The organism is Spiribacter vilamensis (assembly GCF_004217415.1).
Lineage (GTDB): Bacteria > Pseudomonadota > Gammaproteobacteria > Nitrococcales > Nitrococcaceae > Spiribacter > Spiribacter vilamensis.
Genome location: NZ_SHLI01000001.1, coordinates 1316461 through 1337443, shown reverse-complemented (window position 1 = coordinate 1337443; position 20983 = coordinate 1316461). Strand labels below are relative to the sequence as shown.

Annotated in this window: 18 protein-coding genes; 10 read left to right on the top strand and 8 right to left on the bottom strand. The window is 67.5% G+C overall.

Features of this window, described 5'->3' with window-relative positions:
* Positions 1 to 35 precede the first annotated feature (35 nt).
* The 3 genes from EV698_RS06680 (at position 36) to phbB (ending at position 2617) form a co-directional block, all read left to right on the top strand.
* Positions 36 to 1214 carry an acetyl-CoA C-acetyltransferase gene (locus tag EV698_RS06680; protein ID WP_130503320.1) on the top strand — a complete coding sequence of 393 codons (1179 nt, stop codon included), beginning with the start codon at positions 36 to 38 and terminating at the stop codon, positions 1212 to 1214.
* A 20-nt stretch (positions 1215 to 1234) separates the two neighbouring features.
* A complete protein-coding gene (gene phaR / locus EV698_RS06675) occupies positions 1235 to 1786 on the top strand; it encodes a polyhydroxyalkanoate synthesis repressor PhaR (protein WP_130503319.1) in 552 nt (183 codons plus the stop codon).
* Between the two features lie 84 nt (positions 1787 to 1870).
* The gene (gene phbB, locus EV698_RS06670) at positions 1871 to 2617 is read left to right on the top strand and encodes an acetoacetyl-CoA reductase (protein ID WP_130503318.1); all 747 of its coding nucleotides are present in this window, start codon (positions 1871 to 1873) and stop codon (positions 2615 to 2617) included.
* A gap of 250 nt (positions 2618 to 2867) precedes the next feature.
* Here the strand turns inward: phbB and EV698_RS06665 are convergent, their stop codons facing one another.
* Genes EV698_RS06665 through EV698_RS06650 form a run of 4 tightly spaced genes read right to left on the bottom strand, consistent with a single transcriptional unit; the run spans position 2868 to position 7116 of the window.
* Entirely contained in the window at positions 2868 to 3794 is a 927-nt protein-coding gene (locus EV698_RS06665) for a ribokinase (protein ID WP_207220507.1), read from the bottom strand.
* A 2-nt stretch (positions 3795 to 3796) separates the two neighbouring features.
* Positions 3797 to 4813: an alpha/beta fold hydrolase gene (locus tag EV698_RS06660; RefSeq protein ID WP_165385739.1), complete on the bottom strand. Its 1017-nt coding sequence runs from the start codon at positions 4811 to 4813 to the stop codon at positions 3797 to 3799.
* Between the two features lie 5 nt (positions 4814 to 4818).
* Positions 4819 to 5604 carry a poly(R)-hydroxyalkanoic acid synthase subunit PhaE gene (locus EV698_RS06655; protein WP_130503315.1) on the bottom strand — a complete coding sequence of 262 codons (786 nt, stop codon included), beginning with the start codon at positions 5602 to 5604 and terminating at the stop codon, positions 4819 to 4821.
* Between the two features lie 51 nt (positions 5605 to 5655).
* Positions 5656 to 7116 (bottom strand): beta-barrel assembly-enhancing protease, encoded by a 1461-nt coding sequence (locus tag EV698_RS06650; protein WP_165385738.1) that lies wholly within the window; start codon positions 7114 to 7116, stop codon positions 5656 to 5658.
* 99 nt (positions 7117 to 7215) lie between these two features.
* Here EV698_RS06650 and EV698_RS06645 point away from each other — a divergent pair, with 99 nt between their 5' ends.
* Entirely contained in the window at positions 7216 to 8316 is a 1101-nt protein-coding gene (locus EV698_RS06645; RefSeq protein ID WP_130504043.1) for an AI-2E family transporter, read from the top strand.
* 9 nt (positions 8317 to 8325) lie between these two features.
* Here EV698_RS06645 and EV698_RS06640 read toward each other — a convergent pair whose 3' ends face one another.
* Genes EV698_RS06640 through EV698_RS06630 form a run of 3 tightly spaced genes read right to left on the bottom strand, consistent with a single transcriptional unit; the run spans position 8326 to position 10629 of the window.
* Positions 8326 to 9606 carry a PhoH family protein gene (locus tag EV698_RS06640; protein WP_130503313.1) on the bottom strand — a complete coding sequence of 427 codons (1281 nt, stop codon included), beginning with the start codon at positions 9604 to 9606 and terminating at the stop codon, positions 8326 to 8328.
* Between the two features lie 2 nt (positions 9607 to 9608).
* Entirely contained in the window at positions 9609 to 10091 is a 483-nt protein-coding gene (locus EV698_RS06635; protein WP_130503312.1) for a peroxiredoxin, read from the bottom strand.
* A 4-nt stretch (positions 10092 to 10095) separates the two neighbouring features.
* A complete protein-coding gene (locus tag EV698_RS06630; protein WP_130503311.1) occupies positions 10096 to 10629 on the bottom strand; it encodes a glycine cleavage system transcriptional repressor in 534 nt (177 codons plus the stop codon).
* Positions 10630 to 10766: 137 nt separating this feature from the next.
* Between EV698_RS06630 and dapA the strand changes: the two genes are divergently transcribed.
* The 3 genes from dapA to purL are packed head-to-tail and all read left to right on the top strand — an operon-like array spanning position 10767 to position 16104.
* The gene (gene dapA, locus EV698_RS06625; protein WP_130503310.1) at positions 10767 to 11642 is read left to right on the top strand and encodes a 4-hydroxy-tetrahydrodipicolinate synthase; all 876 of its coding nucleotides are present in this window, start codon (positions 10767 to 10769) and stop codon (positions 11640 to 11642) included.
* Positions 11639 to 12214 carry an outer membrane protein assembly factor BamC gene (gene bamC, locus EV698_RS06620; RefSeq protein ID WP_165385737.1) on the top strand — a complete coding sequence of 192 codons (576 nt, stop codon included), beginning with the start codon at positions 11639 to 11641 and terminating at the stop codon, positions 12212 to 12214. Before dapA ends, bamC begins: the two co-directional genes overlap by 4 nt.
* Positions 12215 to 12219: 5 nt before the next feature.
* Positions 12220 to 16104 (top strand): phosphoribosylformylglycinamidine synthase, encoded by a 3885-nt coding sequence (gene purL, locus EV698_RS06615; RefSeq protein ID WP_130503308.1) that lies wholly within the window; start codon positions 12220 to 12222, stop codon positions 16102 to 16104.
* Between the two features lie 4 nt (positions 16105 to 16108).
* Here the strand turns inward: purL and EV698_RS06610 are convergent, their stop codons facing one another.
* Positions 16109 to 16990, bottom strand: a complete 882-nt coding sequence (locus EV698_RS06610) for an ATP-binding protein (RefSeq protein WP_130503307.1) — start codon at positions 16988 to 16990, stop codon at positions 16109 to 16111.
* A 22-nt stretch (positions 16991 to 17012) separates the two neighbouring features.
* On the opposite strand from EV698_RS06610, the gene EV698_RS06605 reads away from it, so the two are divergent.
* The 3 genes from EV698_RS06605 to EV698_RS06595 all read left to right on the top strand — a co-directional run bounded on the left by EV698_RS06605 (position 17013) and on the right by EV698_RS06595 (position 20637).
* Positions 17013 to 17345 carry a putative signal transducing protein gene (locus EV698_RS06605; protein WP_130503306.1) on the top strand — a complete coding sequence of 111 codons (333 nt, stop codon included), beginning with the start codon at positions 17013 to 17015 and terminating at the stop codon, positions 17343 to 17345.
* Complete coding sequence (locus EV698_RS06600; RefSeq protein ID WP_130503305.1) at positions 17342 to 19342, top strand: ATP-binding cassette domain-containing protein; 2001 nt, start codon at positions 17342 to 17344, stop codon at positions 19340 to 19342. The genes EV698_RS06605 and EV698_RS06600 overlap by 4 nt, the downstream gene beginning before the upstream one ends.
* Positions 19343 to 19425: 83 nt before the next feature.
* On the top strand, positions 19426 to 20637 hold the full coding sequence (locus EV698_RS06595; protein ID WP_130503304.1) for an ABC transporter substrate-binding protein: 1212 nt from the start codon (positions 19426 to 19428) through the stop codon (positions 20635 to 20637).
* Positions 20638 to 20983 lie beyond the last annotated feature (346 nt).

Sequence of the window (20983 nt, the reverse complement as noted above, 5' to 3'; positions counted from 1 at the left end):
AAACAGCGACTTCGGTCGGACAGGAGGGTAGATCAATGGAAGACGTGGTTATCGTGGCGGCCGGGCGCAGCGCGGTGGGATCATTCAGCGGGACGCTGGCGCCTCTGTCGGCGGCCGAGATCGGTACGCAGGTCATACGGGGCGTGCTGTCCCGCGCGAATGTCGATCCATCGGCCGTGGATGAGGTGATCCTCGGCCAGGTGCTCACCGCCGCCTGCGGCATGAATCCGGCGCGGCAGTCGTCGCTCAACGCGGGGCTGCCCGAGACGACGCCGGCGATGACCATCAACAAGGTCTGCGGCAGTGGCCTGAAGGCGACCCACATGGCCACGCAGTCCATCGCCATGGAAGACGCGGGCGTCGTGCTGGCCGGCGGGCAGGAGTCGATGAGCCAGGCGCCGCATGCCCTGCCCAATTCCCGCAGCGGGCAGCGGATGGGGCCCTGGAAGCTCGAGGATACGATGCTCAAGGATGGCCTGACCGACGTCTTCAACAACTATCACATGGGCGTGACCGCCGAGAATCTGGCGAAGGAATACGGCATTACCCGCGAGGAGCAGGATGCCTTCGCGGCCCGGTCGCAGCAGCGCGCCGAGGCGGCGCAGAAGGCCGGCCGGTTCGACGACGAGATCATTCCGGTGGAGATCCCCCAGCGCAAGGGCGATCCGGTGGTGTTCGACACCGACGAATTCCCGCGCCATGGCACGACGGCCGAGGGGCTCGCGATGATGCGTCCGGCCTTCGACAAGGAAGGCACGGTCACTGCCGCCAACTCGTCGGGGATCAATGACGGCGCCGCGGTGGTGCTGATGATGTCCGAGAGCCGGGCGAAGGCGCTGGGTCTCGAGCCCATCGCTCGGATCAAGGCCTATGCCAACGCCGGGGTGGCGCCGAGCCTCATGGGCAGTGGACCCATTCCGGCCACGCAGCGTTGCCTCGAGCGGGCCGGCTGGTCGATCGACGATCTCGAGCTGATCGAGTCCAACGAGGCCTTTGCGGCGCAGGCGCTGGCGGTGAACAAGGCGCTCGGCTGGGATCCGGAGAAAATCAATGTCAATGGCGGCGCAATCGCTATCGGTCATCCGATCGGCGCCTCCGGCGCACGAATCCTCGTCACGCTCCTCCACGAGATGCGGCGTCGGGATGTCAATCGCGGTCTCGCAACGCTCTGCATCGGTGGCGGTCAAGGCGTGGCACTGGCCGTGGAACGCTAACCCAGGGAGGGTAATCAGCCATGGCTGACAAGCGCCTGATCAAGAAGTATCCGAACCGCCGGCTGTACGACACGGCCATTAGTAGCTACGTCACGCTGGAGGATGTGAAGGCCCTCGTGCTCGACGGCGTCGATTTCGAGGTAACCGATGCCAAGACCGGCACCGATCTGACCCGTACGATCCTGCTCCAGATCATCAGCGATCAGGAGGAGGGCGGCGAGCCGATCTTCTCCAGCGATCTGCTCGCACAGATCATCCGTGCCTATGGCGGCAACATGCAGAGCCTGCTCACCAGCTACCTGGAAAAGAGCATGGATCTGTGGGCCGACCAGCAACAGGCGCTCCGCGAGCGGGCCCGGACGTTTATGGATGCCAGCAACCCGGTGCAGGTGCTCTCGCAGATCACCGACCAGAATCTGTCGATGTGGCGGCAGGCCATGGACAGGTTCCGCTATGACCAGAACGATTCCTCGAGCGGCAAGGGATCGGCCGATGGCGAGACGGGCAGCGAGTCATCGTCGAAGGGCGATGACAAGCCCGGGGATGGCAAGCAGGGGAGTGGCAAGCGCTAGCCGGCATTGACAGCGTCGCTGAACCCTCTCTATGATCCGCAGCACAATTTGTTGTGCAACGCACAAATCATAAGGAGATTCAGCATGACGCAGCGACTGGCACTGGTAACGGGTGGAGCTGGCGGTATCGGGACGGCCATCTGCCGGCAACTGGCCGCGGATGGCCGCCGTATCGTCACCACCTGTGTGGACCCCGAGGCCGAGAACATCGAGACCTGGGTGGAAATGATGCGTGGCGAGGGCATCGAGGTCGACTGGGTCCAGTGCGATGTGAGCGACAACGATGCCTGCGTCAAAATGGCCGAGACGGTGCAGGAGCGCTTCGGGACGGTGGATATCCTCGTCAACGTGGCGGGTATCACCAGCGATGGCTTCCTTCACAAGATGCCGGCGGACAGCTGGCAGAAGGTTATCGACATCAACCTCAGCGGCGTCTTCAACGTCACCCACCAGTTCGTTGGCGCCATGCGTCAGCAGGGCTTTGGCCGTGTCGTGAACATCTCCTCGGTGAATGGTCAGACGGGTCAGTTTGGCCAGACCAACTATTCGGCCGCCAAGGCCGGCATGCATGGCTTTACCATGGCGCTGGCGAAAGAGGGCGCGCCCAAGGGTGTCACGGCGAATACGGTGTCGCCCGGCTACGTCAAGACCAGCATGACCGATGCCATGCCCGATAAGGTGCGTGAGGGGATCGTCTCGCAGATCCCGGCCGGCGACATGGGTCAGCCCGAGGATATCGCCCGGGCCGTTGCCTTTTTGACCGCGGACGAGGCGGGCTACATCAACGGTGCCAACCTGCCGGTTAACGGCGCGCTGTTCTGCAGCTTCTGATCTGATGCACGTGCTGCGCTGCAGCACGTTGCGCCAAAAAAAGGGGAGACGCAGTCTCCCGATGCAATCGCACCCTCGTCACGGGGTGCTTTATTCGTGGGCGGTCCATGCTTTGTGATGATTGATCATCGGTGGACTGCGCCGCCTCCTCCTCTTGGCGCTTTATCTCTCTACCGTTTTGACGGTAATGACCTCTCCCACCGGACGCAAGGACTTTCGTTGTTGCGCCGCACGACGCACTCACGGCCATTCAGCCCGGATCGGCGAGCCAGCGGTCCACCTCGTCACGGGTTGCCAGGGCCGGCGCCGCCCCGGCCCGGGTGACCGAGATCCCGGCGGCGATACAGGCGCGTCGCGCGGCGGCCGGTAGATCCTCGCCGTCGGCAAGGGCCGCCGCCAGTGCGCCGTTGAATGCGTCACCGGCGCCGATCGTGTCCACCACCGGCCCGGCGCTGATGGCCGGAACCATCCCCCTGAACCCGTCGCTGTCGATATAGACGCCACGCTCACCGAGCGTGATCAGCACGTTGCCAACGCCCCACTGGCGCAGGGTTTCGGCGGCCCGTGTCACCTGCTCATCGGTCTCCACGGCATGGCCCACCAGTTCCGCGGCCTCGGATTCATTGGGGGTCAGGTAATCGATCGCCTCGAAAAACGTCGCGGGTAACGGACACGCCGGGGCGGGGTTGAGGACGACGGGCACGCCATTGCGACGCGCCAGCGCGATGCCGTGTTCGCAGAGTGCAAGGGGGAGCTCGAGCTGGCAGACGAAGATGTCGGCGGCGGCAATGCGAGAAGCCGCGGCGTTGACGTGATCCCCGGTCATGCGGGCGCATGCGCCGGGATCGATGACGATGGCGTTATCGCCCCGGGCGTCGTCGACCAGGATCGTGGCGGTCCCCGTGCTGACCCCGGGTTCGATACCGATATGGGTGGTATCGATACCGACGCGTGTATAGAGATCCCGCGCCAGCGGTGCGAAGGCATCGTCGCCGAGGCGCGAGATGAAGGTGACCGATGCGCCCTGGCAGGCGGCGGCCACGGCCTGGTTGGAGCCCTTGCCACCGGCCATCAGGCTGAAGCCCCGGCCGTGGAGCGTCTCTCCCCAGGCGGGCATGCGGACGGTGCGGGTAATCAGATCGGCGCAGAAGAGGCCGAGTACCGTGACGTTGGACATGATCAGTGGCTCCTCAGCCAGTCGATGAGGGCGGGGTAGAGCTGTTTGTGGGCGCGCCCGCCGATGAAAAGCCCCAGGTGCCCACCGGGCAGGCCGTAATCCCTGCAGGCGCCGCCCGTGCGCCGGGTCAGCGCCTGTGCCGCCGCCGGTGGAACCAGGTGATCATGCTCCGCCCAGGCATTGAACACCGGTGTCTCGATCGCCGCGAGGCGCACCGGGAGGCCGTCCAGCGCCAGTGTGTCGTGCATAAGGGCATTGTGTTGATAGATCTCGCGCGCGAACTCCGCAAATGCGCGCCCGGCAAGATCGGGGCCGTCGTACATCCAGCGCTCCATGCGCATGAACGCCTCCAGCGCCGCATCGTCGGCGTCGGCCAGTGCCGCCAGGCCGCCATAGCGTTGCGGGCCGAGGGCGAACGGCTTGAGGCTCGCGAACACCGTCGCCAGCCCCTGGCCGGTGATATTGCCGGTGGATGCCACGAGCGCGTCGAAATCAACGCCCCGCGCCAGCTGCGCGAGGCGATCGTCGGTGCTGCCGGTGTCGATGGGGGCGGCAAGCGTGGTCAGGCTGCGAATCCGCTCCGGGGCCAGTGCGGCATGGCAGAGGGCGAGGACACCGCCCTGGCAGACGCCGAGCAGGTGCGGCAAGGCCGCGTGCCGGTCGGCGAGCCAGTCCACGGCGTCCGCGATGTCACCGAGGATGTAATCCGCCAGCCCGAGATAACGCCGGGCGGCGCCCGGTGGATGCCAGGCCAGCAGGTAGACGCAGAAACCGCCCTCGATCAGTCGTGCCACCACCGAGCGGTCGGGGCTGAGATCAAGGATGGCCGGCCGGTTAACCAGCGAGTAGATAATGAGTAGCGGCGGATCGCCGGGATCGCCGTAGCGATGGAGCGTCGCATTGTCGGTCTCGGTGACCGGCTCGCTCGGGGTGATGTCCTCGCTGCGTCGACTGATCCGGGCGGCGCGTGCCAGGACACGCTGGAGATCATCCGGGGACGACGTCGATGGAGGAGCCACGGGCGCTAGATCGCCGATTCACCGCTGCCGTGGAGCTCGCGTCGCAGCGTGGCGATCTCCGCGCGCAGGGCGGCGGTCTCGCGGCGCTGGCGGCGGCGCTGGCGCTGCAGCTCCGCGGCGATGTCGTCCATCCCCCGACCGGAGGGCAGCCCCAGCCCCTCGAGACAGTCGTCCGCGAACCCGCGCAGAGTCTGGGCCACCGCGCTCCAGGCATTGACGAGATCGGCGATGCGATCCTGCGTCTCGGGCTGCGCCAGCCAGGTCTCGTAGCGGGGTTCGGCGATGGCGGACCAGCGCTCGGCCAGCCACGCCGGATCGACTCGTGTCGGTGGTTGATCGCCAAGCTCGGCCTGCAGATCGGCGATGCACCGCTCGCCGAGATCCGTTATCGCCTCGAGATGTCGGGCAAGGGCCGCCTGGTAGCCGTCTACCTGCTCGGCAAGCTCGCGCAGCCGGGTCTGGTGGCGGGGGTAGGGGCCGAGGCTGGGGAAGTCGGTGGTGCGGGTATCGGGGAAAGCGGGGGCAATGATCTGCAGTGTTTTCGACCATTGCTCGAGCAGCGTCTCCAGTTGCTCGCCGTGGGCCTCGCGCCGGGCGCGTTCCCCCTCGATGGCATCACTGAGGGCCTGGATGGCCTCGGCCGGCGTGCGGGCGTCCTCGAGCGCCTCTGCGCTGCGGATCAACAGCCCGCGAACACCGAGCGGATCGACAGGCGAGGCGAATCCACCCAGCCATGCCGCCCAGACATCGCGATCGCTGCCGCCCTGTTCGCCCGACTCGTCGCTGACCATGACCCCTCCGTTGGAATGCGGATCATGCTAACACTCCGCTCGGCGGGTCGCTCAGCCGGTTCGCGTCAGGCTGGCCTCCCAGCGGCTGCGTAGTGCCTCGGCCCGGGCCCGTTGCCGCGGGGTGGCGCTGATCTCGCTGATGCGTCGCAGCTGCGAGAGGCCGGCCTGCAGATCGCCCTGCGCCGCGTAATACCGGGCCATTGCCAGCGCCGACTCGTCGGGGTCGTTGGCGGCACTGGCCGCGCGCGCGTGCAGCTGCCAGATCCCCGGTGCATCGGGCTGCTGATGGGTCAGGTCGCGGGTCGAGGCGAGGGCGTCCCGGGCCCGGTCCGCCTGTAGCAGGGCCTCGACGCGGCCCACCTGCAGACCGGTGCTGTCGGGGAACAGGCTCAGGCCATCATCGATCCGCGCCAGGGCCCGGTCGATCCGGTCCTCAGCCAGCGCCGCCTCGGCAAGGCCGACGTAGATCAGGTCATGCGCCCCCGCGTCGTCGAGGAGTGACTCGAGCAGGTCGGCGGCCTGCTCCGGCGCATCGTCCGCAATCAGGGCGATCGCGAGCCCGTAACGTCGCGCCGGCGCGTCGTCCGCCTCGATACGTGCGCGAAAGTCATCGACCGCGTCTTCCGGGTGACTGGCGGCAGCGACCTGGAGGCGAGCGCGGGCGTAGCCGTAGTCGGGGCTCTCGAACACCGATTCGGGCTTCAGCTCCCGGGCCATCGATCGCGTGTCGGCGATGCGGGCGCGCGTCAGCGGATGGGTGCTGAGAAAGGCCGGGGCGCGGCTGCGGTAGCGGTTATCGGCCTGCAGGACCTCGAAGAAATCCGCCATACCGGTGGGATCGAGGTTGGCGCGGGCGAGGATGCGAATGCCGGTCCGGTCCGCCTCGCGCTCGTGATCGCGGGAGTAGGCGAGCTGGCTGTCGACCCCCGAGGCCATGCCGGTGGTGACGGCGGCCGCGCCGGCCTGTGGGTGTTGCGAGCCGATCACGAGTCCGGCGAGGACCATGGCCGCAGTGCGCAGTCCGGTCTGCTCGGCGGCGGCGATACGGCGGGCGATATGCCGCTGGGTGACGTGCGAGAGCTCGTGGGCGATCACCGAGCCGAGTTCGCTCTCGTTGCGGCTCGCGGTAATCAGCCCGCTGTGGACACCGATATAGCCGCCGGGCATCGCGAAGGCGTTGATGCGCGGATCATCCACCACGAAAAAACGGTAGGCCGCGGCGGGGGTATCGGTGGCCGCGGCGATCCGGGCGCCGAGGTCGCGGATGTAGGCATTGACCGCGGGATCGTCGACCAGGTCGACCTCCTGGCGGATCTCGCGCATCATTTCCAGGCCGATGCGTGCCGCCTCGCCGGCCGGCAGCGCCTGGCTCGACGGATTACCCATATCGGGCAGCGACAGATCAAGCTCCACGCCCTGGCCGGATGCCGAGGGGACGGCGAACATCATCATACCGGCCAGCACGGCCGTCCCGAGGGCTGCCCGGAGCCGATTGGTTTTCTTCCGCCGCATCATGCCTCCAGAGACTGACGGTGCCGCCATCGCGTTCCACCGGGCCTTCGTTTATGGGACAGTATAACCCGACTGCAGGAGGTTGCCTTGTCGACGCCCATGTACCCCATCCGCAACTGGATCAACCGCCACCTCAGTAACCCGCAGGTGGTGGGGCTCACGGTCATGCTGCTCGTGGGCGCAGCGGTGGTGACCTTCCTCGGCGGCATGCTGGTGCCGGTGTTTGCCTCTATCGTGCTGGCGTACCTCCTCGAGGGCATCGTGCGGGCGATGACCCGGTATGGCGTTCGGCGCGGTATTGCCGTGCTGATCGTCTATCTGCTGTTCATTCTGTGCCTGGTGGCGACCCTGACCGCCCTGCTGCCCACTATCCTCAACCAGGTTATCCAGCTGGTGGAGAACCTGCCCGCCATGCTCGAGCGGGGTCAGCAGGCGCTGTTGCAGCTGCCGGAACGCTACCCGGCCTATTTCTCGACCGAGCAGGTCGCCGCGCTGCTCGATGCCATCCGGCGCGAGGCGATCGTCTACGCGCGCTCGCTGGCGTCGTCGTTCTCCCTCGCCTCGGTGGTCATGGCGGTGACGGTAATGGTCTACGCGGTGCTGCTGCCGGTATTGATCTTCTTTTTCCTCTGGGACAAGGCGCGGATCCTGGGCTGGGCCGTGCGCTTCCTGCCCCGGCACTACGGGCTGGTGGACTCGGTGTGGCGCGAGGTGGACCTGCAGATCGGCAATTACGTGCGTGGCAAGTTCGTCGAGGTGGCCATCGTCTGGATCGGGAGTTTCCTCACCTTCGCGTTTCTGGGGCTCGATTTCGCGATGCTGCTCGCGCTGATGGTGGGCCTGTCGGTCATCATCCCCTATGTGGGGGCGATCGTGGTCACGCTGCCCATCGCCATCGTGGCCTACTTCCAGTTCGGCGCCACGAACGAGTTCATGTGGGTGCTGATCGCCTACGCCATCATCCAGGCAATCGATGCCAACGTGCTGGTGCCACTGCTGTTCTCGGAGGCGGTCAACCTCCACCCGGTGGCGATCATTATCGCCATCCTGATCTTTGGTGGCATCTGGGGGTTCTGGGGCGTGTTCTTCGCGATACCGCTCGCCAACCTGATCCAGGCGGTCATCAATGCCTGGCCCCGGCCGGATATGGATGAAGAGGCGGCGGAGGATGCCGCCGAGGACGACGTCCGCCCCGCGTGACCGCCCCGGCTAGAGGACGTCGCTCGCGTAGGCGGCGAGCCGCGAGCGCTCGCCCCGTGTCAGGGTCAGGTGGCCGCTGTGTGGCCAGTCGCGGAAGCGTCGTACGAGGTAGGTCAGCCCGGAGGTGGTGGGCGTGAGCCAGGGCGTGTCGATCTGGGCGATGTTACCCAGGCAGACGATCTTGGTGCCGGGGCCCGCCCGGGTGATCAGGGTGCGCATCTGCTGCGGCGTCAGGTTCTGCGCCTCGTCGAGCACCATGAAGCGGTTGAGCAGCGTCCGGCCGCGCATGAAATTGAGCGATCGGATGCGGATGCGGCTCTGCAGGTAATCCTGCGTGGCCGCCTGTCCCCAGCGATTGCCGCCGCCGGCACCCTTCGCCGGCGCGCTCAATACCTCCAGGTTGTCCATCAGCGCGCCCATCCAGGGCGACATTTTCTCTTCCTCGGTGCCAGGGAGATAGCCGATGTCCTCGCCAATGGCGACGGTCGCGCGGGTCATGAGGATCTCGTCGTAGCGCGACGCCTCCAGTGTCTGCGCCAGCCCGGCGGCGAGGGTCAGCAGTGTCTTGCCGGTCCCCGCCGGACCCAGCAGGGTGACGAGGTCGACGTCCGGGTCGAGGAGCAGATCGAGGGCGAGGGCCTGCTGCTGATTGCGCGCGTGGATGCCCCAGACCGACTCGCCCGAGGGGCCGTAGTCGGCGACCGGTGCGGGCCGCAGTTTTGCGTCATCAGTCGGTTGCAGTCGCCAGGACTGGCCGCCGCGGACGAGGAATTCGTTGGCGGTGGCCGTCGTCGGCGCGGCGCTGGCGGGGTCGGCATCGGCGGTCAGCGTGTGCATGCCGTCGGGCAGCAGGTCGGGGTCGTCGAGCCGCGCCTCGCTCTCGTGATCGCTCGCCTCGAGCCCGAGTACGCTCGCCTGGATGCGCAGGTTGATGTCCCGCGCCACCACGGTGAGTCGCATGTCGGGGTGGGTCTGCGCGAGTGTACGGGCGGCGGCGAGCACCGGCGACGGGTGACCCGCCTCGGTGTCGGTGAGGAAATACAGCCGCCCCAGTCCCTCGCCCAGCGGCAGGCCGTCGGCGAGTGCCTCGGGGGCGATGCCGGCCAGTTGCTGGTCGAGAAACCGCGACGCCTGCAGGGCGTTGCGTGCCTCCTCGCTGTTGCCATGGCGCGCGGCATCGAGGCCGTGCAACACCGCCAGCGGGAGGTAGATGTCCTGCGCCTGAAACCGGAACAGCGCGGCCGGGTCGTGGAGCAGAACGGAGGTGTCGAGCAGACAGGCGCGGTGCATGGTCAGCGCTGGCCACCCTGCCGTTGTGACAGTGTCTGGAGGACGGCCTCGGCATGGCCGTCGACGCTCACCTTGCGCCACGCCTCGCGCAGCACGCCCTCGGGGTCGATCAGGAAGGTGCTGCGCTCGATGCCGCGGGCCGGCTTGCCGAACATGACCTTGTCGCGGATGACGTCGAACTGGCTGCAGACCGTCTCGTCGCGGTCACTCAGCAGCGGGAACGGGAAGTCGTACTTGGCGCGGAAGTTGGCGAGCGCCTTCGGCCCGTCGCGGGAGATGCCGACCACCTGGGCGTTGAGGGCGTTGAAGCGCGGGTCGAGGTCGCGGAATGCCTCGCTCTCGACGGTGCAGCCCGGCGTGCTCGCCTTGGGGAAGAAATACAGCACGATCCAGCGACCGCGCTGATCGGCCAGGCGCCAGGATTCGCCCGTATCGGTGGTGCGCTCGAAATCGGTGACGGGTTGATCGATGGTCATCTCGCTCATGCACTCAGTGCCTCAGTGGTTCGATGATGGCGTCCAGGTTGAGCTGGTCGCAGAAATCCATGAATTCCTCGCGCAGCCGGGCGATGTGCAGCGACGCTGCGACGTCGATCGTCATCTGCAGCTGAAACATCGGTGTTCTCGTATGGGCGGCGGCGTAACTGGTCGTCGTCAGATCACGGATATTGATGTCGCGGCTGGCGAAGAAGTTTCCCAGCTGATGGATGATGCCGCTGTGGTCCACGCAGACCACCTCGACGCTGTAGGGCAGGACGTCCGCCGTGGGCGGCCGCGGCCGGGTGCGCCGGGCCTGCACGTCGAGTCCGAGTCGGCGGCCGGCCGCCGGGAGCGACGATTCGAGCTTGGCCAGCTCGTTCCAGCGCCCCTCGACCATGAAGATCATGGCGAAATCCCCGCCGAGCACGCTCATTCGGCTGTCACCCACGCTGCAGCCGGTATCGCGAATGAGTTGCGAGACGGCGTCCACCAGTCCGGGCCGGTCTTCGCCCAGGGCGGAAACGACGAGGTAGTTTTTCTGCATGACGCTGTCCGTTGCTGCCCGCTGAAGCCCCGCGAATGAAGCCCCTGAGTGTACCACGACCCCGGCGCTGGCGGCTTGTCAGTCCCGGTACGCAGGGCTAACATCCTCGCATTCAAACAGCGGAGGGGATCTCGGGAATGTTCCAGGGCAGCATGGTTGCAATGGCAACCCCCATGCACAACGACGGGGCTCTGGACGAGGTGGGCCTCGAGCGGTTGGTGGAGTTCCACATCCGCAACGGGACCGACGCCATTGTCGCCGTCGGGACAACGGGGGAGTCGGCGACGCTCGATCACGACGAGCATTACTACGTGATGCGGCGCACCGTCGAGATCGCCGACGGACGGATCACGGTGATGGGCGGTTGCGGCGCCAACAGCACCTGGGAGGCCGAGGCCCTGGCCCGCCGTGCGCTCGAGGTGGGCTGCGCGGCTGCGCTGCTGGTGACGCCCTACTACAACAAGCCCACCCAGGAGGGGCTCTACCAGCACTTCCGCCACGTCGCCGATCGGGTGCCGATTCCGCAGATCCTCTACAACGTGCCCGGCCGCACCGGTGTCGATCTGCTGCCGGAGACCGTCGATCGCCTGGCCGACATCGACAATATCGTCGGCATCAAGGAGGCCTCGGGCAGTCTCGAGCGGGCCGAAGAGGTGATCGGGCGCTGCGGCGACCGGATCGACCTGTACTGCGGCGAAGACGCCCGCAACCTGGCGCTCATGAATGCCGGCGCCCAGGGCTGTGTCTCGGTGACGGCCAATGTCGCACCGGATCTGATGCACCGGATGTGCATGGCGGTCCTCGACAGCGATCCGTCCACCGCCGAGGCCCTGGATGCGCGGCTGGCGGCGCTGCACAACGCGCTTTTCCTCGAGACGAACCCGATCCCGGTGAAATGGGCGCTGCAGGAGATGGGGCTGATCGAGCCGGGGATGCGCCTGCCCATGACGCCGCTCTCCGAGACGTACCACGAGACCGTGCGCCAGGCGCTGAAGCTGGCAGACGCCCTATGACGCGACTGGCGATTGCCCTCGGTACCCTGCTGCTGACCGGGTGCGGCCTGTTGAGCAGCGAACCGGACGAGGCCGAGCAGGCCGCCGAGCGGCTGAGACAGCCGCCGGATGTGCTCGCCGATGTCCGCCTGCGCGGATCGGGCTCGACCGACGCAGGCGGGCAATCCGACCAGGGGGCCGGTTCGGCGGGCGAGGCGGCACTGGGGTCGGTGGACGGCCAGCCGGTCCTCGACCTCGGCCTGCCGTTCAACGCCGCCTGGGCGGTCGTCGGCCGGGCGGTGGATCGGGTCGGGTTCGAGCTGTTGGATTCGGACCGCGACGCCGGAACGCACCAGATCCGTTACGACGGGTCGGTGGCCTCGGAAGTGGAGACGGCCGAGGGCGAGGGGGTGCTGTCCTCGCTCGCCTTCTGGCGTGACCGGCCGGACGAGGCCCTGCAGACCTACGAGGTGGCCGTTGCCGAGCGTGGCAAGGGCGCCCGGGTCACCGTTCAGGATCCCGATGGTAATCCGGCCGCCGCCGGCGCCGCCCGACAGGTCCTCTCCGTCCTCTCCGAACAACTCAGACCCTGAACGCCATGCTCATATTCGCCAGTCATTCCGGGCCGGCGCCAGTGGAAGACGCCCGTCAGTGCGACCGCGCACGGGCCGCCGAGCCCGCACTCCACGCGCTGTCCGCCCGGGCGATCTATTTCATTGATACGGAACGCGCCCTGACCAGCGGCGAGCTGGAGCGCCTCGGCGCGTTGCTCGACGCGGTGCCGGCCAATCCCGATGACGATGATCCGGCGGTTTATGTCGTCCCGCGTCTCGGGACGATCTCGCCCTGGGCCAGCAAGGCCGGGGATATCGCCGAGCACTGCGGCCTGACCGCGATCCTGCGCATCGAGCGGGGCATTGCCTACACCGGGACCGATCACGAGGGTGGCGTACTCGATGTCCGCGCCCGGCCGTCGCTCCACGCCGCGCTGCATGACCGGATGACCGAGTCGGTACTCACGACGGTGGACGACGGCGACGCGCTGTTCGCGACTCACCCGCCACGGCCGCTGATGCGCGTCGACGTGCTTGGCGCGGGCGAGGCGGCGCTGACGGCGGCCGACGCCGAGCTGGGGCTGGCGCTTTCCGCTGACGAGCGCGGCTACCTGGTGGAGAACTACCAGGCGCTCGGGCGGAACCCCACCGATGTCGAGCTGATGATGTTCGCGCAGGCCAACTCCGAGCACTGCCGGCACAAGATCTTCAACGCCGACTGGGTGATCGACGGCGAGCCGCAGCCGCAGTCGCTGTTCGCCATGATCCGGCATACCCACGCCATGCGGCCCGAGGGCGTGCTCTCGGCCTACAGCGACAACGCCGCCGTGGTGGCCGGATACGAGGTGGATCGCTACTATCCGGCGCCGGACGGGTGCTACCGGCATCGCCTCGAACCGGCGCACCTGGTCATGAAAGTCGAGACCCACAACCATCCCACGGCCATCTCGCCCTTCGCCGGCGCGGCGACCGGCGTCGGCGGCGAGATCCGCGACGAGGGGGCCACCGGTCGTGGCGCCCGCACCAAGGCGGGCCTCGCCGGCTTTTCGGTCTCGAACCTGCGCATCCCCGGTGCCGAGCAGCCCTGGGAGGTGGATCACGGCCGGCCCGGGCGGCTGGCCTCGGCGCTCGAGATCATGCTCGACGGGCCCATCGGCGCCGCCCGCTATGGCAACGAGTTCGGCCGCCCGCAACTGTGCGGCTACTTTCGCACCTACGAGCAGGCCGTCCCCGGGCCACAGGGCGAGGAAGTCCGCGGCTATCACAAACCGGTGATGATCGCCGGGGGCATGGGTGCCATCGCCCCGGAGCAGGTCGACAAGGGCATCGCCCCCGGTGGATCGCCACTGGTGGTCCTTGGTGGGCCCGCCATGCTGATCGGTCTCGGCGGTGGCGCGGCGTCGTCGGTGGCGAGTGGCCAGAGTGCCGAGGCGCTGGATTTCGCGTCGGTGCAGCGCAGCAATCCGGAGATGGAGCGGCGCTGCCAGGAGGTGATCGATGCCTGCTGGCGACTCGGTGACGAGAACCCCGTCATCGCCATCCACGATGTCGGTGCCGGGGGCCTCTCCAACGCGCTCCCGGAACTGCTCGACGACTCCGACCGCGGCGGCCGTATGGAGCTGCGCACCATCCCCTGCGCGGAGGCGGGGCTCTCGCCGCTGGAGATCTGGTGCAACGAGGCCCAGGAGCGCTACGTACTGGCACTCGATGCCGACCGCCAGGACACCTTCCAGGCCATCTGCGAGCGCGAACGCGCGCCCTTCGCCCTGGTGGGCGAGGCCACCGACGACCGCCAGCTGATCCTCGGCGATGCCGAGTTCGACAGCCATCCCGTGGATATCCCCATGGATCTGTTGCTGGGCAAGCCGCCCAAGATGCGGCGCGATGTGCAGCGACTCGAGCCACCGCGTCGGCCCCTGGCGCTGTCCGGCGTGAGCATCGCCGAGGCGGCCCGGCGCGTACTGCGGCTGCCGACCGTGGCGAGCAAGGAATTCCTGGTCACCATCGTGGATCGCTCGGTCACCGGACTGACCGGCCGCGATCAGATGGTGGGGCCCTGGCAGGTGCCGGTCGCCGACTATGGACTGACGCTGGGGGACTACCGGGGCTATCGCGGCGAGGCGATGGCTATGGGCGAGCGCAGCCCGGTGGCGCTCCTCGACGCGCCGGCCTCGGGCCGCATGGCGATCGCGGAGTCACTCACCAACCTGATGGGAGCGGCGATCGGCCGGCTGCGCACGGTCAATCTGTCGGCGAACTGGATGGCCGCCTGCAACCATCCCGGCGAGGATGCCCGGCTCTACGACACCGTGGCCGCGGTCGGCCGTTCGCTCTGCCCGCAACTGGGGATCAGTATCCCGGTGGGCAAGGACTCGCTGTCGATGAAGACCGTCTGGGAGGCGAATGGCGAATCGCAGGCGGTGACCTCGCCGCTGACATTGGTGGTCTCCGCCTTCGCGCCGGTGGCGGACGCGCGCCGGGCCGTCACCCCGATGCTCGACGCCGATCCGACCAGTCACCTCTACCTGCTCGATCTGGGCGGGGGGCGTCGGCTGGGTGGCTCGGCACTGGCCCAGGTCTACGGCCAGCTCGGCGACACGGCCCCCGATCTGGACGATCCGGCCGCCTTTGCCGCCGGCTTCGATACCGTTCAGGACCTGCTGGCCGAGGGCCGTTTGCAGGCGCTGCACGACGTCTCCGACGGCGGGCTTCTCGTGACCCTCGCGGAGATGGGCTATGCGGCGCGGACCGGTGTCGCGGTGGATGTCTCGGTGCTGGGGGACGACCCAATGGCGGCAGTGTTTGCCGAGGAATCCGGCGTCGTGCTGCAGGTCGCCGACGCCGATCGCCCGGCGGTGGAAGCGGCCTTCGAGGCGGCCGGACTCGATGCCCGGCTGCATCGCATCGGCCGGCCCACCGAGGCGGGTCATCTACTGATCCGTCACCACGGTGCGGTCGTGTTCGATGAGTCGCTGGCGGAACTCGAGTCGATCTGGCACGAGACCAGCCATCACATGCAGGCGCTGCGGGACGACCCGGATTGCGCCGACGAGGCGCACGAGGCACTCGCCGATCGTCGTGATCCGGGACTACGGGCGGCGCTTGGCTTCGACCCGGCGGAGGATGTCGCGGCGCCGTTCATCAACACCGGCACCGCGCCGCGGGTGGCCGTGCTCCGGGAGCAGGGCGTCAACAGCCACATCGAAATGGCGGCGGCGTTCGAGCGCGCCGGCTTCGAACCGGTGGATCTGCATACCACCGATCTGATGGCCGACCCCTCGCGCCTCGCGGACTGCCAGGCCCTGGTCGCCTGTGGCGGCTTCTCCTACGGGGACGTGCTGGGCGCCGGCCAGGGCTGGGCGCGGACGATCCTGTTCAACGAACGCCTTCGTGACGCCTTCGAGGGCTTTTTCGCGCGGCCGGACACGCTGGCGCTGGGAGTTTGCAACGGCTGCCAGATGCTCTCGGCACTGCGCGACATCATCCCGGGGGCCGGGCTGTGGCCGGATTTCCGGGGCAATCGCTCGCGCCAGTACGAGGCGCGCCTCTCGCAGGTGGAGATCCTGCCCTCGCGCTCGCTCATGCTCGGCGACATGGCCGGATCGTCCCTGCCCATCGTGGTCGCCCACGGCGAGGGGCAGGCGGTATTCCCGACCGCGGAAGGCGCCGCGCAGGCCCGGGCCGCGGGGCTGGTGGGCATGCGCTACATCGACGCGATGGACGCACCGGCCGAACGCTATCCGGCCAACCCCAACGGCTCGCCGGAAGGGATCACGGGCCTCTGTAACGCCGATGGCCGGGTAACGATCATGATGCCGCACCCGGAGCGGGTGTTCCGCGGTATCCAGCACTCGTGGTGCCCCGCCGAGTGGGGCGAGGACGGTGCCTGGATGCGGCTTTTCCGCAACGCCCGCCGAGCCCTGGGCTGAGTCGTCAGCCGCCCGGTCCGGGCAGCCCGCGGGCACCGACCCAGTCGCGGGCGAACTGCCAGGCAACCCGGCCGCTCCGCGAACCCCGCTCGAGGGCGAACCGGAGCGCATCGGCCCGCCACTCCGACGGCTCCGGAATCGGCTTCGGGTGCAACGCCTCGATCCAGCCCGCGCAGATATCCAGGTAGCGGTCCTGGTCGAAGGGCTGGAACGACAGCCAGAGCCCGAACCGCTCGGACAGCGAGATCTTCTCCTCGACCGCCTCGCCGGGATGGATCTCGCCATCCACCGATCGTGCCTGTTCGTTCTCGGAGAAATACTCCGGCAGGAGATGGCGCCGGTTGGACGTGGCGTAGATCAGCAGATTGTCCGGCGGTGCCGACACCGAGCCGTCGAGGGCGGCCTTGAGGGCCTTGTAGCTGGGGTCGTCGGCCTCGAATGACAGATCGTCGCAGAACAGGATGAACCACTCGGGTCGGCCGTGAATGGCGGCGATGATCCGCGGCAGGGCGACCAGGTCGCGGGGTTGCACCTCGATAAGGCGCAGCCCGTCCGCCGCATACTCGTTGAGCAGGGCCTTGATGAGCGACGACTTGCCGGTACCGCGGGCGCCCGACAGCAGCACGTTGTTGGCGGGCAGTCCGGCCAGGAACTGCCGGGTGTTGCGCTCGGCGGCATCGCGGGCACGGTCGATGTGCCGAAGCGCGTCGAGGCGAATGGGATGGGTGTGGACGACGGGCTCGAGTCCGCCACCGCCGGGTTGCTCGATCCAGCGTGCGGCGGTGGTCTGCGTCCAGTCGACACCACTGGCGCCCGAGGGCAGCAGGGGTTCGATCCGGTCGAGGAGGGCGTCGATTCGATCGGCGATACGGTCCAGTCGATCCATTCGCCTATGTTAGCCTTTGGCAATGGAAAAGACAGCGGGCAACCTGAAGCGCGTCTATACCGTCGCCGACCCGCTGATCGCTGGCCACATCGAGACGATCCTCACCGAGCGCGGTATTCACTGCTTCGTCCGCAACCGTTTTCTGACGGGGGCGGCGGGCGAGATACCGCCGTTGGAGGCGTGGCCGGAGGTCTGGGTAACGGCCGAAGACGAGGCCGTGTCCCGACGCCTGATCGATGAAGTGGTCGGCCCGCCGGATGCCCCGGTGGGTGACGACTGGCAGTGCCCCGATTGTGGCGAGACCATCGAGGGGCAGTTCGCGGAATGCTGGCGCTGCGGAGGGCGTCCCGAATGATTCAGTTGCGTGATGTAACGCTCCGGCTCGGACCCGATCCGCTGCTGGAAGAGGCCCGTCTGACAGTGCATGCCGGCAGCAAGCTGGGCCTTGTGGGTGCCAACGGGACCGGCAAGTCGACACTCTTTGCGCTGTTGCGGGGCGAGCTGTCGGTGGATGCCGGTGATGTCTCGATCCCCAATGACTGGCGCCTTGCCTGGATGGCACAGGAGACACCGGGACTGCCGCGGCCGGCCATCGAGCATGTGCTCGACGGCGACGAGGCGTTGCGTGCCGCGGAGGCGGAAGTCGAGGCTGCGGAGGCCAGTGGCGACGGTGAGCGGATCGCCTATGCGCATGCCGATTTCGGTGCCGCCGAGGGTTACGACGCCCGGGCCCGCGCCGGCATGCTGTTGCATGGCCTGGGCTTCGAGCCGTCGGTGCAGGAGCGGCCGGTGAGTGATTTCTCCGGCGGCTGGCGGGTACGGCTCAACCTCGCGCGGGCGCTGATGGCGCCGTCGGATCTGTTGCTGCTCGACGAGCCCACCAACCATCTGGACCTGGAAACGGTGATCTGGCTCGAGCAGTGGCTGCAGAGCTACCAGGGCACGCTGATCCTCATTGCGCATGACCGCGATTTCCTCGATGCCGTGGCCGAGGGCGTGATCCACATTGAGCATCGCCGCCTGCATCAGTACAACGGCGGCTACAGCGCCTTCGAGCGCCAGCGCGCGGAGCGACTGGCGCAGCAGCAGGCGCTCTACGAGCGTCAGCAGCGCGAGATCTCGCACATGGAGCAGTTCATCAACCGCTTCCGGGCCAAGGCCACCAAGGCCCGCGCCGCGCAGAGCCGGATCAAGGCGCTGGAGCGCATGGAAACGGTGGCGCCCGCCCATGTCGACTCGCCGTTCCATTTCCAGTTTCCGGCCGCCCCGGATGCCGGTAACCCCCTGATCGGGTTCGAGGACATGAGCCTCGGTTATGCCGACCAGCCGATCCTCAGTGGCCTGCGCCAGACACTGGCCCCCGGCGACCGAATCGGGCTGCTGGGACGTAACGGCGCCGGCAAGTCGACGCTCATCCGCGCCCTGGCCGGCGACCTCGAACCGCTGACCGGTCGTATCCAGCGGGCCCGTAACCTGCGGGTGGGCTATTTCGCCCAGCATCAGCTCGAGCAACTCGATGCCGAGGCCAGTCCAGTGCTCCACCTCCAGCGCATCTCGCCCAATGCCGATCTGCAGAAACTACGGACCTTCCTGGGCGGGTTCGACTTCCGCGGCAATCAGGCGCTGGACCCGGTCGCGCCGTTCTCCGGCGGCGAGAAGGCACGGCTGGTGCTGGCGATCCTGGTCTGGCAGGCGCCCAACCTGCTGCTGCTCGACGAGCCCACCAACCATCTCGACCTGGAGATGCGCCATGCCCTCAACCTCGCGTTACAGGCGTTCGAGGGGGCCGTGGTGGTAGTCTCCCATGATCGCTATCTGCTCGAGAGCACCGTTGCCGATTACTGGTTGGTCGCCGGCGGCAGCGTGACCGAGTTCAAGGGCGATCTCAGCGATTACCGCCGCTGGCTGGCCCGCGACGACCGCGAGAATCGGCGCGCCGCCCGTAACGCCGCCGAGACCGGGACCGGAATGGCCGCCGAGCCGGAGCCGGAGCCGGAGCCGGAGCCGGCTGCGGCCGCGCCGGCGCCTGCCCCGGAACCGTCTCGAAAACGGGCGTCAACACCGGCGCCGAAGACGGCGGCGCAGACCAAGGCGCTGCTGCGCCCCCTTGAAAAGCGCGTGCGCCAGGCCGAGACCGTGGTCGAGCGGGTGGATACGCGACTGACCGAGCTGGAGAACCAACTGGCGGATCCGGCCCTCTACGCCGACGATGCCAGTGCGACGCTCAATGAGCTGCTCGCGGAACAGCGCCAGCTGCAGCAGGAAAAGGCCGATGCCGAGGCCGAATGGATGGCCGCCGAGGAGGCACTGGAGACAGCGCGTGTCGATGCCGGTGTCGGTCAGACCGCCTGATCCCGCCGGCCTTTGCCTCCGGACGTCTGGCTGCGTATTCTCGGGTGTGAACCTATTTGCAACCATCCAGCGGAGTGTTGGACATGAGAATCAATGGCAAGCTAGCAGGAGCGCTCGGCGCCCTCTCCCTCGCGGTCGCCGCCGGTGGCGCGCAGGCCGAACTGAAAGTGGGTGCGCTACTCCCGCTCACCGGTGATCTGCAGGCCTACGGCGAGAGTTCCCGTAACGGCATCAACCTCGCGGCGAGCGAGATCAACGAGGCCGGTGGTGTGCTGGGCGAGTCCATGGCGATCGAAATCGCCGATACGCAGACCGAGCCGCAGTCCGGTGTCGACGCCGCGCAGCGACTGGTCTCGGTGCAGGGTGTCTCGGCGATCGTCGGCGCGCTCTCCAGTGGTGTGACCATCCCGGTGGCGAGCAGCGTTTCCGCAAGCGAGGGCATCCCGCAGATCTCCGGCGCCTCCACCTCGCCGGTGATGACCGATCTCGACGATAACGACTTCCTCTTCCGCACGACGCCCTCGGATGCGTTCCAGGGGACCGCGCTCGCCGAAGTGGCGGCGGACAAGGGCATGGAGAGCGTCGGCATCCTGTATATCAACAACGATTACGGCGAAGGCCTTGCCGATGCCTTTACCGAGTCGTTCGAGGCGGCCGGTGGCGAAGTGGTGGGCCGTTCGGGCTACGAGCCGGGACTCTCCTCGTATCGCGGTGAGCTCAACCAGGTCTCCGACGACGAGTCGCCGCTGCTGCTGATCGGGTACCCCGAGAACGGCCAGACCATCCTGCGCCAGGCGCTGGAGGGCGGACACTTCACCGAGTTCCTGTTTACCGATGGCATGAAGTCGCCGCAGATCGTCGAGAACCTCGGCGCGCAGTATCTCAACGGCAGTGCTGGCACCGTGCCGCAGGCCCGTGACGACACGAATGCGGCCCAGCATTTCAAGGAGGCCTACGAGGCAACCTACGGCGAAGTGCCGCCCGTGCCCTACATCGACACGGCCTATGACGCGGTCTACACCATCGCCCTGGCGGCCGTCGCCGCGGACAGCACCGACCCGGTCGCCATCCGTGACCACCTGCGGGCGGTGAACGATCCCGACGGTGAAGTGGTTGGTCCCGGTGATTTCGCCGAGGCCGTGGACCTGCTCAACGCCGGTGAGGCGGTCAACTATGAAGGCGCCTCGGGTAGTGTGAACTACGACGAAAACGGCGACGTTGCCGGTACCTTCGCCCACTGGGAGATCCAGGACGGCGAGTACGTGACGGTTCGGGTGTTCGAGCCGACGATGTAGTTAGCGACTGCTGGATATACCCCGGCCTTTAGGCTGGTGCTAAGAGAAGCGCTCTAGGGGACTGGGGCGCTTTTTTTTGTGCAAGGTGGAAGGATCTGGTGGGTAACCGGAGGCTCATGAGATGGGGGCAAGGATCTGGTGGGCAACCGGAGGCTCATACGATCGCCTTCGTCGATCAAAATCGCCTCCGATTACCCACCAGATCCTTGCGTTGTTGATCCGTGGTTGCCTGGCGGTCGTGCAGGGTCGATTCTGTAGGTCAGAGGCGCTCCGCGGAACGGCGGCGTTCCTTATGCAAACTGCAAGGGTCTGGAGGGGCACCAAAGGCGATTTTGATCGGCGAAGA

What these genes read in the sequence shown, in the direction of transcription:
- EV698_RS06680 (WP_130503320.1), top strand. Translation starts at nt 36, where the DNA reads ATGGAAGACGTGGTTATCGTGGCGGCCGGGCGCAGCGCGGTGGGATCA.
- phaR (WP_130503319.1), top strand. Translation starts at nt 1,235, where the DNA reads ATGGCTGACAAGCGCCTGATCAAGAAGTATCCGAACCGCCGGCTGTAC.
- phbB (WP_130503318.1), top strand. Translation starts at nt 1,871, where the DNA reads ATGACGCAGCGACTGGCACTGGTAACGGGTGGAGCTGGCGGTATCGGG.
- EV698_RS06665 (WP_207220507.1), bottom strand. Translation starts at nt 3,794, where the DNA reads ATGTCCAACGTCACGGTACTCGGCCTCTTCTGCGCCGATCTGATTACC.
- EV698_RS06655 (WP_130503315.1), bottom strand. Translation starts at nt 5,604, where the DNA reads ATGGTCAGCGACGAGTCGGGCGAACAGGGCGGCAGCGATCGCGATGTC.
- EV698_RS06650 (WP_165385738.1), bottom strand. Translation starts at nt 7,116, where the DNA reads ATGCGGCGGAAGAAAACCAATCGGCTCCGGGCAGCCCTCGGGACGGCC.
- EV698_RS06645 (WP_130504043.1), top strand. Translation starts at nt 7,216, where the DNA reads ATGTACCCCATCCGCAACTGGATCAACCGCCACCTCAGTAACCCGCAG.
- EV698_RS06640 (WP_130503313.1), bottom strand. Translation starts at nt 9,606, where the DNA reads ATGCACCGCGCCTGTCTGCTCGACACCTCCGTTCTGCTCCACGACCCG.
- EV698_RS06635 (WP_130503312.1), bottom strand. Translation starts at nt 10,091, where the DNA reads ATGAGCGAGATGACCATCGATCAACCCGTCACCGATTTCGAGCGCACC.
- EV698_RS06630 (WP_130503311.1), bottom strand. Translation starts at nt 10,629, where the DNA reads ATGCAGAAAAACTACCTCGTCGTTTCCGCCCTGGGCGAAGACCGGCCC.
- dapA (WP_130503310.1), top strand. Translation starts at nt 10,767, where the DNA reads ATGTTCCAGGGCAGCATGGTTGCAATGGCAACCCCCATGCACAACGAC.
- bamC (WP_165385737.1), top strand. Translation starts at nt 11,639, where the DNA reads ATGACGCGACTGGCGATTGCCCTCGGTACCCTGCTGCTGACCGGGTGC.
- purL (WP_130503308.1), top strand. Translation starts at nt 12,220, where the DNA reads ATGCTCATATTCGCCAGTCATTCCGGGCCGGCGCCAGTGGAAGACGCC.
- EV698_RS06610 (WP_130503307.1), bottom strand. Translation starts at nt 16,990, where the DNA reads ATGGATCGACTGGACCGTATCGCCGATCGAATCGACGCCCTCCTCGAC.
- EV698_RS06605 (WP_130503306.1), top strand. Translation starts at nt 17,013, where the DNA reads ATGGAAAAGACAGCGGGCAACCTGAAGCGCGTCTATACCGTCGCCGAC.
- EV698_RS06600 (WP_130503305.1), top strand. Translation starts at nt 17,342, where the DNA reads ATGATTCAGTTGCGTGATGTAACGCTCCGGCTCGGACCCGATCCGCTG.
- EV698_RS06595 (WP_130503304.1), top strand. Translation starts at nt 19,426, where the DNA reads ATGAGAATCAATGGCAAGCTAGCAGGAGCGCTCGGCGCCCTCTCCCTC.